Below are 14,701 nucleotides of genomic sequence, written 5' to 3' on the forward strand. Positions count from 1 at the left end.
TTTGCCTGCGATATCACTTACCAACATGTTCACGCATCTGCGCACAATAATCCTGGGGCGGCATGACCGGGGTGTACCACACATAGTCCGCCATGGCCGACGTCACGTCACTGCCCTCCTCGGCCAACATCAGGACGATCGGTGCCTCGCCGGCGCCAAGGTCCAACGCATGCAGCGGCACTCCGACGTCTTTTCGCCCATGCCAGGCGCCTGCGAACAACAATGCCGGTGCCGGCGCTTGCAGCAGGCGTTCGGCCATGCGCCGGTCACGCTGTTGCTGCACGGCCAGCATCGGCGGCATTTGCGATTCCGGCAGCAAACCACAGTGGGATTCACGGATCTGCCCCAACAACGCGTCCTTCACCGTGGCGGCATTGGTGCGAGCGCCCATCAAGCTGGGCGCTTGCCGATAGAAACGCTGGATCTCGGCGGCGTCCAGATTGGCGGCCAGCAACGGATAGCGTTGCGCCAGGGCAAACTCGACGACGGGCCCATACAGGCTCCAATCCCAACCGGGGGACCAGGCCAACGCGTCGGGCAGGTCCTTGGGCAAGGCGGGCAGTTGGCGGACCGAATCAACGCGTGGCTGTTGGGAGGGGGTGAGCATTTCCAGCAACAGGCTGCCCTGGGCCCGCTGGCCGGCCAAGGCCTGGAGCAGCCATAGCTGCAGCGCGTGGTGGTCAGGATTGTCGTGCCGCTCCCCCACCACCACCCGAGGCGCCTTTGCCAGGCGTTCGACCAGCGCCTGGGGCGTCACGGCCTGGCCGTTGTGCAAATCACGGATCCGTCCGTCGAGCGGGGGCGGAGCGATGCTCTGGCACGCCGTCAGTACACTCAATGCCAGAATCAGGAGCAGGCGCACGTCCGTATCCTCCAGGGCGCCCTCAGCGGGCAATGATCAATGGATGCCCGCGCTCCGGATGGTCTTGCACCAGCACATCCAGGCCAAACACCGCCTTGAGCGGTTCCGGGCGCAGTACGTGCCGGGGCGTGTCCAGGGCCACCGGCCGACCGGACGCGAGCAGCAACAGGCGGTCACAGTAACGCGCCGCCAGGTTCAGGTCATGCAGGATAACCAGCACGGCAGCGCCGCGACCGGCGAATTCACGCACCGCCTGGAGAATGGTGTGCTGATGCAGCGGATCGAGCATCGAGGTTGGCTCATCCAGTAACAGGGTCTGCCCCGCTTCACCCGGCCACAACTGCGCCAACACCCGCGCCAGATGCACCCGCTGGCGTTCGCCGCCGGACAACGCCAGGTAACTGCGACCGTGCAGATGCGCGGCGTCTGCCGCTTGCAGCGCCGCGGCGACGATTTGCTCGTCGCGCAGCCGACCACTCTGATGCGGCAGGCGCCCCATGCCGACGACTTCCTCGACGCGAAAGGCAAAATCCAGGGTCGAGGACTGCGGCAAGACCGCCAGGCGACGGGCGCGCTCGGCACCCTGCCATTGGGCCAGTGGACGGTCTTCGAGCCAGACCTGCCCCCGGCTCGGCCGCAATTGGCCACACAGGCCCGCCAGCAAGGTACTTTTGCCCGCACCGTTGGGCCCGAGCACGCCGAGCACTTCGCCGGGGTTGAGCAGCAGATCGATGTCCGCCAGCACGGTGTTGCGGCCACGCTGAATGTGCAGGTCCTGTGCTCGCAACATCAGGCGCGCCCTCGTACCAATAGATAGAGGAAGAACGGCGCGCCGATGAAGGCCGTGACGATGCCGATCGGCAATTCAGCAGGGGCCAGCGCCAAGCGTGCCACCAGGTCGGCGAACAACAACAGGCTTGCCCCCGCCAGCACTGAAGCGGGCAGCAACACACGGTGGTCGGGGCCGGCCACCAGGCGCACCAGATGCGGCACCACCAGCCCGACGAAACCGATCATGCCCGCCGCCGCCACCGCCGCGCCAACCCCCAGGGCCGTACAAAACACCAGCTCACGCTTGAGGGCTTCGACGTTGACGCCCAAATGGGCTGCCTCCGACTCGCCCAGCAACAGCGCATTGAGCTCCCGGGCCCGGCGTGGCAGCCAGAGCGCCACGCCGGCGCTGACCAGCAACAGCGGCCACAACCTCGTGTAACTGGCGCCATTGAGACTGCCCAGGTTCCAGAACGTCAGGGTGCGCAGGGTCGCATCGTCCGCCAGGTAGGTGAACAGGCCGACGGCGGAACCGGACAGCGCGGTCAGGGCAATGCCGGCCAGGAGCATGGTCGCGACATGGGTCTGGCCATTGCGGCGGCCGAGGCGATAGACCAGCGCCGTAACGCCGAGCCCGCCAAGGAACGCACACAACGACAACACGTAAGGGCCGAAGGCTTCGGGCAACCCACCCAACGCCGAGCCACCGACAATGGCGACGGCTGCACCCAACGCCGCACCGCTGGACACGCCCACCAACCCCGGGTCTGCCAGCGGGTTACGGAACAACCCCTGCATCGCCACGCCGGACAACGCCAACACCCCGCCCACCGCCAAGCCCAGCAGGGTGCGCGGCAAACGGATCTGGCCGAGGATCAGTTCGGCCTGCTCCAGGCCATCGGCGGCCACCGGCAAGCCCAACAAGCGCAAAGCGGCGCGCAAGGTGTCCAGCAGCGGCAGGCTCACCGGCCCCAGGGCCAGGGACAGCCAGGTCGCCAGCAAACACAGCAGGCCCAAGCCGATAAATAAAGGGCGTGGCTTGACCAACGAAGTCATGGCGCCGCGGCCGGCTCAGCCGGATAAAAGCCTGCCGTCAGTTTCACCAGGCTTTGCGGCAACCGCGGGCCCAATCCGCCCACCAACAGCGTCGGGTCAAGCTCCATGATGCGCCCGTCCCTGGCGGCCCGGGTCGAGGAAAGAATCGGATTTTCCCTGAACAGCGCCGCACGGGCTTCTTCGCCACTCAAGGCACGGTCGGCGAAGACCAGCACTTCAGGATTCAGGCCGGCCAAGGTTTCCACAGAAAAAGACTTGTAATCGCTGTGGGTCGCCAGGTTGTGACCGCCGGCCTGCTGCAACAGCCAATCGGCAGCCGTGCCCTTGCCAGCGACCAGCGGCTTGCCACCGGAACTGCCGACCAACAGCAATACGCCGGGAGCCTTTTGCTTGCGCTGGGCCTCGGTCACCCGGGCATGCTGCTGGGTGAGCTGTTCCTGATAATGGTCGAACAACCGTGTCGCCTCGGCCTGCGCCCCCAACAATTGCCCCAGGTGCTGCAAGTTGCCCTGCAGGGTCGGCAGGTCTGGCGTGGCCGAGAACAATCCGACCTTTACGCCGGCGCTGCGGATTTGCGCCAGCACAGGTGGCGGCCCCATTTCCTCGGTACCCACCAGGATCTGCGGACGCAGGCTCAATACGCCCTCTGCGGACAGTTGTCGCTGATAGCCAATGCTGGGCAGGGCCCGCAAGGATTCAGGATGCTGGCTGGTGGTGTCCACGCCCACCAGTTTCGACTCACCCCCCAGCGCACTGACCCACTCGGACAAGGCGCCGCCGGCGCTGACCCAACGCTGCGGCGATTCAGCCGCGCTGGCCCCCTGGTTGACCAACAGAGCGACACAGAGCGCAACAACGCGGATGTTCAGGCGCATCGGGCAGCTTCCTCAAAGAAGTTTTTCGCAGGACCGGGCCGGGCCAAGTATCCTCAACCACCTGCGAAGGAGGCGCCATTTGATAATTGTTTTCATTTGACCGTCAAGCGTGGATCTTTTGCTACATGAAGCTCGCTCCCACAGACGCTCACTCCGACAGACATATAGAGACACACATGAAGTTTCTTTGTACCGCCGCCGAACTGCCCGACAACGGCAGTCGCGGTTTCGACCTCGATGGGCGCAAGGTGCTGGCCGTGCGACGCGCCGGCCAGGTATATGCCTATCTCAACCGCTGCCCGCACCGGGGCGTGCCGCTGGAATGGCAACCCGACCAGTTCCTCGACCCCAGCGCCAGCCTGATCCAGTGCGCCACTCACGGCGCGCTGTTCCTGATCGAGAGCGGTGAATGCGTGGCCGGCCCCTGCGCCGGTCAGTTCCTGGCCGCGCTAGACAGCCGGGAGGACGAGCAAGGCATCTGGGTCGAACGGTAGCGGTTCGAGCAACACTGGCAACGCACGGTCCACCCACATCTGCTCGGGCGTCAACGTCACTCCGTAGGCCAACACTTCCACCCCCGCCGCCACCGCATCACGCAGGGCTGCGGCGTATACCGGGTCGATCTCGTGTGCCGGGCGCACGGCCTCGATGCCACTCAGGTTCACGCAATACAGCTGCACCGCCCGCACACCTTCCCGGGCCAGGCCGGCGAGCTCCCTCAGGTGCTTGGCTCCGCGCAGCGTGACCGCATCGGGAAACGCCGCCACCTGGGTACCATCGAAACCCAACGTGACACTTTTGACTTCGACCCAGGCCGAGCCTTGGGCGTAGTCCAGGCGAAAATCGATGCGGCTGTTTTCCACGCCATAAGCCACTTCACGCTTGAGCCCGGTGAACCCGTTCAGCTCACTGATGACCCCGGCGCGCAAGGCTTCTTCGACCAAGGCGTTGGCCCTTGCGGTATTGATGCAGGCCAGCCGCCCTTGAGGGGTTTCGCCGATCTCCCAGGTGCCGGGCAACTTGCGCTTGGGGTCGCTGGAGCGACTGAACCAGACGCGCGCGCCTTCAGCCATGCAGTTGAGCATCGAACCGGTGTTGGGGCAGTGAATAGTGAGGAGTTCGCCGTGAATGGTCTCGATATCAGCGAGAAAACGCTTGTAACGTCGAATCAGACGACCTTCTTCCAACGCAGGGGAAAAACGCATCAGCCTTGCCAGCTCCGCAGTCCACGTTCAATTCGCGCCACCGCTTCCTGTAGCCGCGGCAAGCTCTGTGTATAGGCGAACCGCACATGGTGGCTGGCCTGATGACGACCGAAATCCAGACCCGGGGTGAAGGCCACGTGTTCGGTTTCCAGGAAATGCTGGCAGAACGCAAAGGCATCGCCGCCGAAGGTGCTGATATCGGCATAGAGGTAAAACGCCCCTTGCGGCTCCACCGCGATACCGAAGCCCAACTCCCGCAAGGCCGGCAGCAGAAAGTCGCGGCGCAGCGCGAACTCGGCCCGCCGCTGCTCGAAAATTTCGATGGTGGCGGGCTCGAAACAGGCCAGGGCGGCGTACTGGGCCATGCTCGGCGCACTGATGTAGAGGTTCTGCGCAAGTTTTTCCAGCTCGCCGATGGCCGCCGAAGGAGCCACCAACCAGCCCAGCCGCCAGCCGGTCATGCCGAAATACTTGGAAAAACTATTAAGGACAAAGGCGTCGTCGTCGACTTCCAGCACACTGGCGGCGTCGGTGCCATAGGTCAGGCCGTGATAGATCTCGTCCACCACCAGATGGCCGTTGTGGCCCTTGATGGCCTTGGACAACCCTGCCAGCTCGTCCCGGGTGAGAATCGTCCCGGTCGGGTTGGCTGGTGAGGCCACCAACGCACCGACGCTGTCCTGGTCCCAATGACGGTTCACCAGGTCCGGCGTCAATTGGTAGCGCACATCCGGCCCCACGGGCACCAGTTGTGCCGCGCCTTCCACCAGGCGCAGGAAATGACGGTTGCACGGATAGCCGGGGTCGGCCAACAGCCAATGCTTGCCCGGGTCCACCAGCAAGGCGCTGGTCAGCAGCAACGCGCCGGAACCGCCCGGCGTGATCATGATCCGTCGAGGATCGATGTCCACCCCGTAGCGCTGGCCATAGAAACCCGAGATGGCTTCGCGCAGCTCAGGAATCCCACGGGCCGCGGTGTAACGGGTCTTGCCCGCCGCCAGCGCGGCCTGGCCGGCCTGGATGATCGGTTCGGCGGTGGTGAAGTCCGGCTCGCCGATCTCCAGGTGGATGACGTCATGCCCGGCGGCTTGCAGTTCGTTGGCGCGAGCCAACAGCGCCATCACATGGAAAGGTTCGATGGCGCGGCTGCGCGCACTGTAGGGCTGAGCCATTGGCCTTCCTTCAAGGGAAAAAGAACCGATTCTACCCAACTCGGGAACAACTGCGGGAACACGCGCGAGACCAAAGCGGTCTGAGCCCTCGAATTGCAGGAAATGACTCCCGCGATTGGCCCAGGCTTGACTAGAATCAAGCATTGAGCAGGTTTACATACCCACCGAAGCGAACCCGGCCACACTTTACAGACCCCGGCCGCCGCAGGCTCGACAACCGGGAGTAGCGCGGCCCGATTTGATCTGGTAAGTTCGCCCGCTTGCAGCCGCAGGGCCGGCAGGTGTCGGTGATGGAGCAATCCTGCGTAGTGGATTACAAGAGTAGAGGCGGTCCATTCATGCCCACCCAAGCAAAGCAAAATCAAAATCAGTCGCTCAGCGGGTTTGAGCCTTACGTCCCGCAAGCTGGCGAAGAGTATATGGGCGCCCCCATGCGCGCGCACTTCACCAAGATCCTGAACAAGTGGAAACAGGACTTGATGCAGGAAGTCGACCGCACCGTGGATCACATGAAAGACGAAGCGGCCAACTTCCCCGACCCGGCCGACCGTGCCAGTCAGGAAGAAGAGTTCAGCCTCGAACTGCGCGCCCGTGACCGTGAGCGCAAGCTCATCAAGAAAATCGACAAGACCCTGCAACTGATCGAAGACGAAGAATACGGTTGGTGCGAGTCCTGCGGCATCGAGATCGGCATTCGTCGCCTTGAAGCCCGACCGACCGCCGACCTGTGCATCGACTGCAAGACCCTGGCGGAAATCAAGGAAAAACAGGTCGGCAAGTAATCGCCGGGGCTGTTACCGAAACGGAGCGTTCATACGCTCCGTTTTTTGTTTCCGATATTGTCTCCAAGCTTCGATGCCCCCCCTGTGGGAGCGAGCTTGCTCGCGATAGCAGTGGATCAGCCAACAGTGATGTGGCTGACAGGCCGCTATCGCGAGCAAGCTCGCTCCTACAAGGGGATATGTTTTGTTGTCGAGATTGCATGCCCACCGCCCAGACCCAGTAACATTCACCCTATGACTGCCTACATCGGACGCTTCGCCCCCACCCCCAGCGGCCACCTGCATTTCGGTTCTCTGGTCGCCGCACTGGCATCGTACCTGGATGCCCGGGCCGTGGACGGGCGCTGGTTGCTGCGCATGGAAGACCTCGACCCACCCCGGGAAGAACCGGGGGCGCAAGCGGCGATTCTCAAGGCGCTGGAAAGCTACGGGTTTGAATGGGACGGCGAAATGGTTCGCCAGAGCGAGCGCCATGACGCCTACGACCAAGTCATCGACCGGCTGTTCAGCCAAGGCCTGGCCTATGCCTGCACCTGTTCGCGCAAGCAACTGGAGGCGTACCAGGGCATTTATCCGGGCCTGTGCCGCAATGCCGGGCACGGCACCGAAGACGCCGCCATCCGCCTGCGCGTCCCCGAGCTTGAGTACCACTTCACCGACCGGGTCCAGGGCGAATTCCGCCAGCACCTGGGCCGTGAAGTCGGTGACTTCGTGATCCGCCGCCGCGACGGACTCCATGCCTATCAATTGGCCGTGGTCCTGGACGACGCCTGGCAAGGGGTGAGCGATATCGTGCGCGGCGCCGATCTTCTGGACTCCACGCCGCGCCAGCTCTACCTGCAAGAACTGCTCGGGTTGCCACAACCGCGTTACCTGCACGTGCCGTTGATCACCCAGCCCGACGGGCACAAGCTCGGCAAATCCTACCGTTCACCGCCACTGGCGGCCGACCAGGCCACACCGCTGCTGCTACGGGCGTTGCGCGCGCTGGGCCAGCAACCGGGCCTCGAGCTGGTCGACGCCAGCCCACGGGAACTGCTGGCCTGGGGCATTCGCCACTGGGACGCGGGCAAGATCCCGCGCACACTGAGCCTGCCCGAAGCGCAAATACGTTGACGGCCCTTGCAGCTTGGCGCCCATCCGTTACCATCGCCGCACGTTTTCGGGCACGCACATAAATTAGAGAGGCCGGGATGTATATCTATCGCTTGGTCCTGCTCCTGGTAGTGGGGATTTATTTGTTCTCCCCGGCCATCATGGATTGGTGGATCGATGCCACGGGTGCCTGGTATCGGCCGTATCTGCTCTGGCTGATCCTGATTGTCGTGACCTTCATCCTGCAGAGCCAAAAAGATGCCGATGAGCTTTAGCCTGACCCAGATGATCCTGATCAGCGCTGCCTACCTGGCGGTGCTGTTCGGCGTGGCCTGGATCAGCGAACGAGGCATGATTCCCCGGGCGATCATCCGCCACCCGCTGACCTACACCCTGTCGCTGGGTGTCTATGCCAGTGCGTGGGCGTTCTACGGCACGGTCGGGCTGGCCTATCAGTACGGCTATGGTTTCCTCTCCAGTTACCTCGGTGTATCGGGCGCGTTCCTGCTGGCGCCGGTGTTGCTCTACCCGATCCTGAAAATCACCCGCACCTACCAACTGTCCTCCCTGGCCGACCTGTTCGCCTTTCGCTTTCGCAGCACCTGGGCCGGCGCCCTGACCACGATCTTCATGCTGGTCGGGGTATTACCGTTGTTGGCCCTGCAAATACAGGCCGTGGCCGACTCCATCAGCATCCTGACCCGCGAGCCGGTGCAGCACCGGGTGGCGTTGAGTTTCTGCGTGCTGATCATCCTGTTCACGATTTTCTTCGGTTCCCGGCACATCGCCACGCGGGAGAAACACGAAGGCCTGGTGTTCGCGATCGCCTTCGAGTCGGTGATCAAGTTGATTGCCATCGGCGGCGTCGGTCTCTATGCCCTGTACGGCGTGTTCGACGGTCCGCAACAGCTGGAAGTGTGGCTGCTGCAGAACCAGACCGCCCTCGCCGCCTTGCACACGCCTTTGCAGGAAGGCCCGTGGCGCACGCTGTTGCTGGTGTTCTTCGCCTCGGCCATCGTGATGCCGCACATGTACCACATGACCTTTACCGAGAACCTCAACCCGCGCTCGTTGGTGAGCGCCAGTTGGGGCCTGCCGCTGTTCCTGCTGCTGATGAGCCTGGCGGTGCCGCTGATCCTCTGGGCCGGCTTGAAGCTGGGCGCCAGCACCAACCCGGAATATTTCACCCTGGGCATCGGCATCGCCGCCAACAGCAAGGCCCTGGCTTTGCTGGCCTACGTCGGCGGCCTGTCGGCGGCCAGCGGCCTGATCATCGTCACCACGCTGGCCTTGTCGGGGATGGCCCTCAACCACCTGGTGCTGCCGCTCTACCAGCCACCGGCCGAAGGCAACATCTACCGCTGGCTGAAATGGACCCGACGGGCGCTGATCGTCGCAATTATCATGGCCGGCTACGGTTTCTACCTGATGCTGGGCGACGGGCAGGACCTGGCCAACCTGGGCATCGTCGCCTTCGTCGCCACCTTGCAGTTCCTGCCCGGCGTGCTGTCGGTGCTGTATTGGCCGACCGCCAACCGCCGCGGCTTCATCGCCGGCCTGCTGGCGGGGATCCTGGTGTGGCTGGTGGCGATGCTGCTGCCGCTGATGGGCAACTTGCAGGGTTTCTATATTCCGCTGCTGAACATGATCTACGTGCTCGACGACACCAGTTGGCATATGGCGGCCATCGCCTCCCTGGCAGCGAACGTGCTGATGTTCACCCTGATCTCGCTGTTCACCAACGCCAGCAGCGAAGAGGCCAGCGCCGCCGAAGCCTGTGCGGTCGACAATGTTCGTCGTCCGCAGCGCCGTGAACTCCACGCCGCCTCGCCCCAGGAGTTCGCCACGCAACTGGCCAAGCCCCTGGGCGCCAAAGCCGCGCAAAAGGAAGTCGAACAGGCCCTGCGTGACCTTTACCTGCCCTTCGATGAACGCCGCCCGTATGCCTTGCGTCGCCTGCGGGACCGAATCGAGGCCAACCTGTCCGGCCTGATGGGTCCCAGCGTGGCCCAGGACATGGTCGAGACGTTCCTGCCCTACAAGGCCGGCGGCGAGAACTATGTCACCGAAGACATCCACTTCATCGAAAGCCGCCTCGAGGATTACCACTCGCGCCTCACCGGCCTGGCCGCCGAACTGGACGCCTTGCGCCGTTACCACCGCCAGACTCTGCAAGAACTGCCGATGGGCGTATGTTCCCTGGCCAAGGACCAGGAAATCCTGATGTGGAACAAGGCCATGGAAGAACTGACCGGGATCGCCGCCCAGCGCGTGGTCGGTTCCCGCCTGAGCACCCTGGGCGAGCCATGGAAAGGCTTGCTGCAAGGCTTCATCGACCTGCCTGACGAGCATCTGCACAAACAGCACCTGGCCCTCGACGGCCAGACCCGTTGGCTGAACCTGCACAAAGCGGCGATCGACGAGCCGTTGGCACCGGGCAACAGCGGCCTGGTGCTGCTGGTGGAAGACCTGACCGACACCCAGATGCTCGAAGACAAGCTGGTCCACTCCGAACGACTGGCAAGCATTGGCCGGCTGGCCGCCGGGGTGGCCCACGAAATCGGCAACCCGATCACCGGCATCGCCTGCCTGGCGCAGAACCTGCGCGAAGAGCGCGAGGACGATGGCGAGTTGACGGAAATCAGCGGCCAGATCCTCGAACAGACCAAGCGCGTGTCGCGCATCGTCCAGTCGCTGATGAGCTTCGCCCATGCCGGCGGTCACCAGCACAATGACGAGCCCGTCTGCCTGGCCGAAGTGGCCCAGGACGCCATTGGTCTACTGGCCCTCAACCGGCGCAATTTCGAGGTGCAATTCTTCAACCTGTGCGACCCGGACCATTGGGTCGATGGTGATCCCCAGCGGCTCGCCCAGGTGTTGATCAACCTGCTCTCCAACGCGCGGGACGCCTCACCGGCCGGCAGCGCGGTGCGGGTCAAGAGCGAAGCCTTCGAACACACGGTCGACCTGATCGTCGAAGACGAAGGCAGCGGTATCCCACAGAACATCATGGACCGATTGTTCGAACCCTTCTTCACCACCAAGGATCCTGGCGAAGGCACCGGTCTGGGCCTCGCACTGGTCTATTCCATCGTTGAAGAGCATTATGGACAAATCACCATCGACAGCCCGGCCGATGTTCAGAGCCAACGCGGCACCCGTATCCGGGTGACCTTGCCGCGTCATGTCGAAGCGACGTCCGCTGTGAACTGAGACCGTCGAGAGAATCGAATCAATGCCGCACATTTTGATCGTCGAAGACGAAACAATTATCCGCTCCGCCTTGCGCCGCCTGCTGGAACGCAACCAGTACCAGGTCAGCGAAGCCGGTTCAGTGCAGGAAGCACAAGAACGTTTCAGCATCCCCACGTTTGACCTGATTGTCAGCGACCTGCGCCTGCCTGGCGCCCCGGGGACCGAGCTGATCAAGCTCGGCCAGGGCACGCCGGTGCTGATCATGACCAGCTACGCCAGCCTGCGCTCGGCGGTCGACTCCATGAAAATGGGCGCGGTGGACTACATCGCCAAACCGTTCGACCACGACGAGATGCTCCAGGCCGTGGCCCGCATCCTGCGTGACCGACAGGCGGCGACCAGCAACCCGGCGGAACCCGTCGGCAAGGCCAGCGCCTCCGCGAAAGTCGGGGCCAGCAACCATAATGGCGAGATTGGCATCATCGGTTCCTGCCCGCCCATGCAGGACCTGTACAGCAAGATCCGCAAAGTGGCGCCGACCGACTCCAATGTCCTGGTCCAGGGCGAGTCCGGCACCGGCAAGGAGCTGGTGGCCCGCGCCCTGCACAACCTGTCGCGCCGAGCCAAGGCACCGATGATCTCGGTGAACTGCGCGGCAATTCCAGAGAGCCTGATCGAGTCCGAACTGTTCGGTCACGAGAAAGGTGCGTTCACTGGCGCCAGCGCCGGGCGTGCCGGGCTGGTGGAAGCGGCGGACGGCGGTACGTTGTTCCTCGATGAAATCGGCGAGCTGCCACTGGAGGCCCAGGCGCGGTTGCTGCGGGTACTTCAGGAAGGCGAGATCCGCCGGGTTGGCTCGGTGCAGTCGCAAAAGGTCGATGTCCGCCTGATCGCGGCCACCCACCGTGATCTCAAGAGCCTGGCGAAAATCGGCCAGTTTCGCGAAGACTTGTATTACCGCTTGCACGTGATCGCCTTGAAGCTCCCTGCCTTGCGCGAGCGTGGCGCGGACGTCAATGAAATCGCCCAGGCGTTTTTGGCCCGCCAGAGTGCGCGGGTCAACCGCACCGACCTCAAGTTCGCCCCGGACGCCGAACAGGCCATTCGTCATTACGCCTGGCCGGGTAACGTTCGGGAGCTGGAAAACGCGGTCGAGCGGGCGGTGATCCTGTGCGAGAGCCCGGAAATCTCTGCCGACCTGTTGGGCATCGACATCGAACTGAGTGACCTGGACGACGAAGAATTCATCGGCCTGGCCCCGCAACAGGGCGGCGCTGCCAACAACACCAGCCACGAACCCACCGAAGACCTGTCCCTGGAGGACTACTTCCAGCATTTCGTCCTCGAGCACCAGGACCACATGACCGAGACCGAACTGGCACGCAAGCTGGGCGTCAGCCGCAAGTGCCTGTGGGAACGGCGCCAGCGCCTGGGCATTCCACGGCGCAAGACCGGGGCGACCAGCGAAAGCTGAGGAAGTGTGGGAGCGGGCTTGCTCGCGAATGCGGCGTGTCAGGTAGCGTAAATTCGACTGACACACCGCATTCGCGAGCAAGCCCGCTCCCACAAGGGAAACCCGCTGCGTACACAGGGGATGTGAAAAAACTGTTACCCCAGTCTTTTTCACGTAACAGAAGCCGGGGTTTACGGTAACGAAACCCCGGCTTTTTTTCGCCTCGGGAAAATGGCTATAACCATAGAACCCCCGGTTTATCTGGGTTTCGCAAAAGTTGGCACGCACCCTGCTATAGCTTTGGTACAAGAACAATAACAAGCAATGCACAAGACAATAAAAATAAGACGAATCGACTCACGCACAATAAAAACAAGACGGCGAGAGGCGCAGCTAACTGATTCTTTTGGAGAGGCGTTGTATTTGGGGCTTGCCCCACAACCAGGCCGAGAACAATAAAAACTGTCTCAAGACAGGTGCCTGAACTGGTTGGATCGATTGATCACTGCAACACAGCGACCAAAGCAATCCGTTTGCTCTTGACTCCCGATTGGGAGGGTCACGAAGGGAAAACCTCGTGGCGCGGGCACTCAACAAAAACAAGAAGCCCGAAACCAATAATAAAAACAGAGCACGCAACTAATTCTGGGGGAGCTTCGGCTCCCCTTGTGGTTTCTGTCGTTCCGCCTCCCCCGCAGCCTACAAGCCTGTCGCCTGAAGCTTGCAGCTCAAACGCCTGCGTCCTACACCATCCCTCGACTAAATGCTAGAATCCCCGCCCATCATGCGGTCATTCTTCGTTTTTGGCCGAATATTCCTTCAAACAGTGCATCCCATGCTGAAGAAGCTGTTCCAGTCATTCCGTTCTCCCTTGCGTCGTACGCAACACATTCGCAGCACGCCTGAAGTGCTCAACAGCGGCCAGCATTCGCTGCAAAAGGCCCAGTTCAGCCGTTATGCGGTGAACATCGTCGAACGTTTGCAGAACGCCGGCTACCAGGCTTACCTGGTCGGTGGCTGCGTGCGCGACATGCTGCTCAACATCACCCCCAAGGATTTCGACGTCGCCACCAGCGCCACGCCGGAACAGATACGGGCCGAGTTTCGCAATGCGCGGATCATTGGCCGGCGCTTCAAGCTGGTCCATATCCACTTCGGCCGCGAGATCATCGAAGTGGCAACCTTCCGCGCCAATCATCCGCAAAACGATGAAGAGGAAGACAGCAACCAGTCTTCCCGCAACGAGAGCGGACGTATCCTGCGCGATAACGTCTACGGCACGTTGGAAGAAGACGCGCAACGCCGCGACTTCACCATCAACGCCCTGTATTACGATCCGGTCAGCGAACGCATCCTCGATTACGCCAACGGCGTACACGACATTCGCAATCGTCTGATCCGCCTGATCGGCGATCCGAAGCAGCGCTACCAGGAAGACCCGGTGCGGATGCTGCGAGCCGTGCGTTTCGCCGCCAAGCTGGATTTCGGCATCGAAAAACACAGCGCCGTGCCGATTCGCGAACTGGCGCCCATGCTGCGGGAAATCCCCTCGGCGCGCCTGTTCGAGGAAGTGCTCAAACTGTTCCTGTCAGGCAATGCGGCAGACACCTTCGAGATGCTGGTGGACCTGCAGCTGTTCGATCCGCTGTTCCCCGCCAGCGCCGAGGCCCTGGAGCACAACCCGACCTACACCCACACCTTGATCAGCGAAGCACTGATCAACACCGACCTGCGCATCAAGCAGAACAAGCCGGTGACACCGGCGTTCCTGTTCGCCGCCTTGCTCTGGCCTGCCCTGCCGGCCCGGGTGCTGCGCCTGCAAGACCGTGGCATGCCGCCGATCCCGGCGATGCAGGAAGCCGCCCACGAGCTGATCGCCGAACAGTGCCAGCGCATCGCCATTCCAAAACGTTTCACGATGCCGATCCGCGAGATCTGGGACATGCAGGAGCGCCTGCCACGGCGCAGCGGCAAACGTGCCGACCTGCTGCTGGACAACCCGCGTTTCCGCGCTGGCTACGATTTCCTGCTGCTGCGTGAAAGCGCGGGCGAGCAGACCGATGGCCTGGGCGAATGGTGGACCGATTACCAGGACGCCAACGACAGCGAGCGCCGCGATATGATTCGTGAGCTCAGCGGCAAGGATGACGGCGCCAGCGGCCCACGCAAGCGCCGCCGCAGCAGCGGTGCCAAGCGCAAGCGTGCCGGTGTACCGAGCGCATCGGGCGAGTAATC

13 protein-coding genes are annotated in these 14,701 nt (G+C 62.9%); 7 read left to right on the plus strand and 6 right to left on the minus strand.

Translation table 11 applies throughout. The features are described from left to right. Nucleotides 1-13: 13 nt before the first annotated feature. Genes IB266_RS27855 through IB266_RS27870 form a run of 4 tightly spaced genes read right to left on the minus strand, consistent with a single transcriptional unit; the run spans nucleotide 14 to nucleotide 3,564 of the window. The gene (locus IB266_RS27855; protein WP_192263719.1) at nucleotides 14-862 is read right to left on the minus strand and encodes a ChaN family lipoprotein; all 849 of its coding nucleotides are present in this window, start codon (nucleotides 860-862) and stop codon (nucleotides 14-16) included. Between the two features lie 22 nt (nucleotides 863-884). Continuing rightward, on the minus strand, nucleotides 885-1,652 hold the full coding sequence (locus IB266_RS27860; RefSeq protein ID WP_192263721.1) for a heme ABC transporter ATP-binding protein: 768 nt from the start codon (nucleotides 1,650-1,652) through the stop codon (nucleotides 885-887). After that, entirely contained in the window at nucleotides 1,652-2,635 is a 984-nt protein-coding gene (locus IB266_RS27865; RefSeq protein ID WP_192263837.1) for a FecCD family ABC transporter permease, read from the minus strand. Before IB266_RS27865 ends, IB266_RS27860 begins: the two co-directional genes overlap by 1 nt. A 50-nt stretch (nucleotides 2,636-2,685) precedes the next feature. Further along, nucleotides 2,686-3,564, minus strand: coding sequence for a heme/hemin ABC transporter substrate-binding protein (locus tag IB266_RS27870; RefSeq protein ID WP_192263722.1), 879 nt, complete (start codon nucleotides 3,562-3,564; stop codon nucleotides 2,686-2,688). A gap of 176 nt (nucleotides 3,565-3,740) precedes the next feature. Here IB266_RS27870 and IB266_RS27875 point away from each other — a divergent pair, with 176 nt between their 5' ends. Then, nucleotides 3,741-4,058 (plus strand): Rieske (2Fe-2S) protein, encoded by a 318-nt coding sequence (locus IB266_RS27875; RefSeq protein WP_192263723.1) that lies wholly within the window; start codon nucleotides 3,741-3,743, stop codon nucleotides 4,056-4,058. Here IB266_RS27875 and sfsA read toward each other — a convergent pair. Both sfsA and IB266_RS27885 read right to left on the minus strand, forming a co-directional pair. Then, nucleotides 4,014-4,769, minus strand: a complete 756-nt coding sequence (gene sfsA / locus IB266_RS27880; RefSeq protein ID WP_192263724.1) for a DNA/RNA nuclease SfsA — start codon at nucleotides 4,767-4,769, stop codon at nucleotides 4,014-4,016. The genes IB266_RS27875 and sfsA overlap by 45 nt on opposite strands. Further along, a complete protein-coding gene (locus IB266_RS27885; RefSeq protein ID WP_192263725.1) occupies nucleotides 4,769-5,941 on the minus strand; it encodes a pyridoxal phosphate-dependent aminotransferase in 1,173 nt (390 codons plus the stop codon). Before IB266_RS27885 ends, sfsA begins: the two co-directional genes overlap by 1 nt. Before the next feature lie 338 nt (nucleotides 5,942-6,279). Between IB266_RS27885 and dksA the strand changes: the two genes are divergently transcribed. From dksA to IB266_RS27915, 6 genes are all read left to right on the plus strand, one after another. Next, entirely contained in the window at nucleotides 6,280-6,723 is a 444-nt protein-coding gene (dksA, locus tag IB266_RS27890; protein WP_003205639.1) for an RNA polymerase-binding protein DksA, read from the plus strand. Between the two features lie 234 nt (nucleotides 6,724-6,957). Further along, nucleotides 6,958-7,839 carry a tRNA glutamyl-Q(34) synthetase GluQRS gene (gluQRS, locus tag IB266_RS27895; RefSeq protein WP_192263726.1) on the plus strand — a complete coding sequence of 294 codons (882 nt, stop codon included), beginning with the start codon at nucleotides 6,958-6,960 and terminating at the stop codon, nucleotides 7,837-7,839. A gap of 77 nt (nucleotides 7,840-7,916) precedes the next feature. Next, nucleotides 7,917-8,093, plus strand: a complete 177-nt coding sequence (locus tag IB266_RS27900; protein WP_003176118.1) for a hypothetical protein — start codon at nucleotides 7,917-7,919, stop codon at nucleotides 8,091-8,093. After that, on the plus strand, nucleotides 8,077-11,031 hold the full coding sequence (locus IB266_RS27905; protein WP_162491245.1) for a sensor histidine kinase: 2,955 nt from the start codon (nucleotides 8,077-8,079) through the stop codon (nucleotides 11,029-11,031). Before IB266_RS27900 ends, IB266_RS27905 begins: the two co-directional genes overlap by 17 nt. 22 nt (nucleotides 11,032-11,053) lie before the next feature. Next, entirely contained in the window at nucleotides 11,054-12,487 is a 1,434-nt protein-coding gene (locus IB266_RS27910; RefSeq protein ID WP_192263727.1) for a sigma-54-dependent transcriptional regulator, read from the plus strand. An 814-nt stretch (nucleotides 12,488-13,301) separates the two neighbouring features. Further along, nucleotides 13,302-14,699, plus strand: a complete 1,398-nt coding sequence (locus IB266_RS27915; RefSeq protein ID WP_170842351.1) for a polynucleotide adenylyltransferase PcnB — start codon at nucleotides 13,302-13,304, stop codon at nucleotides 14,697-14,699. Nucleotides 14,700-14,701 lie beyond the last annotated feature (2 nt).

Origin of the sequence: Pseudomonas sp. Pdm06 (assembly GCF_014851795.1) — a bacterium.
Classification (GTDB): Bacteria; Pseudomonadota; Gammaproteobacteria; order Pseudomonadales; family Pseudomonadaceae; genus Aquipseudomonas; species Aquipseudomonas fluorescens_AA.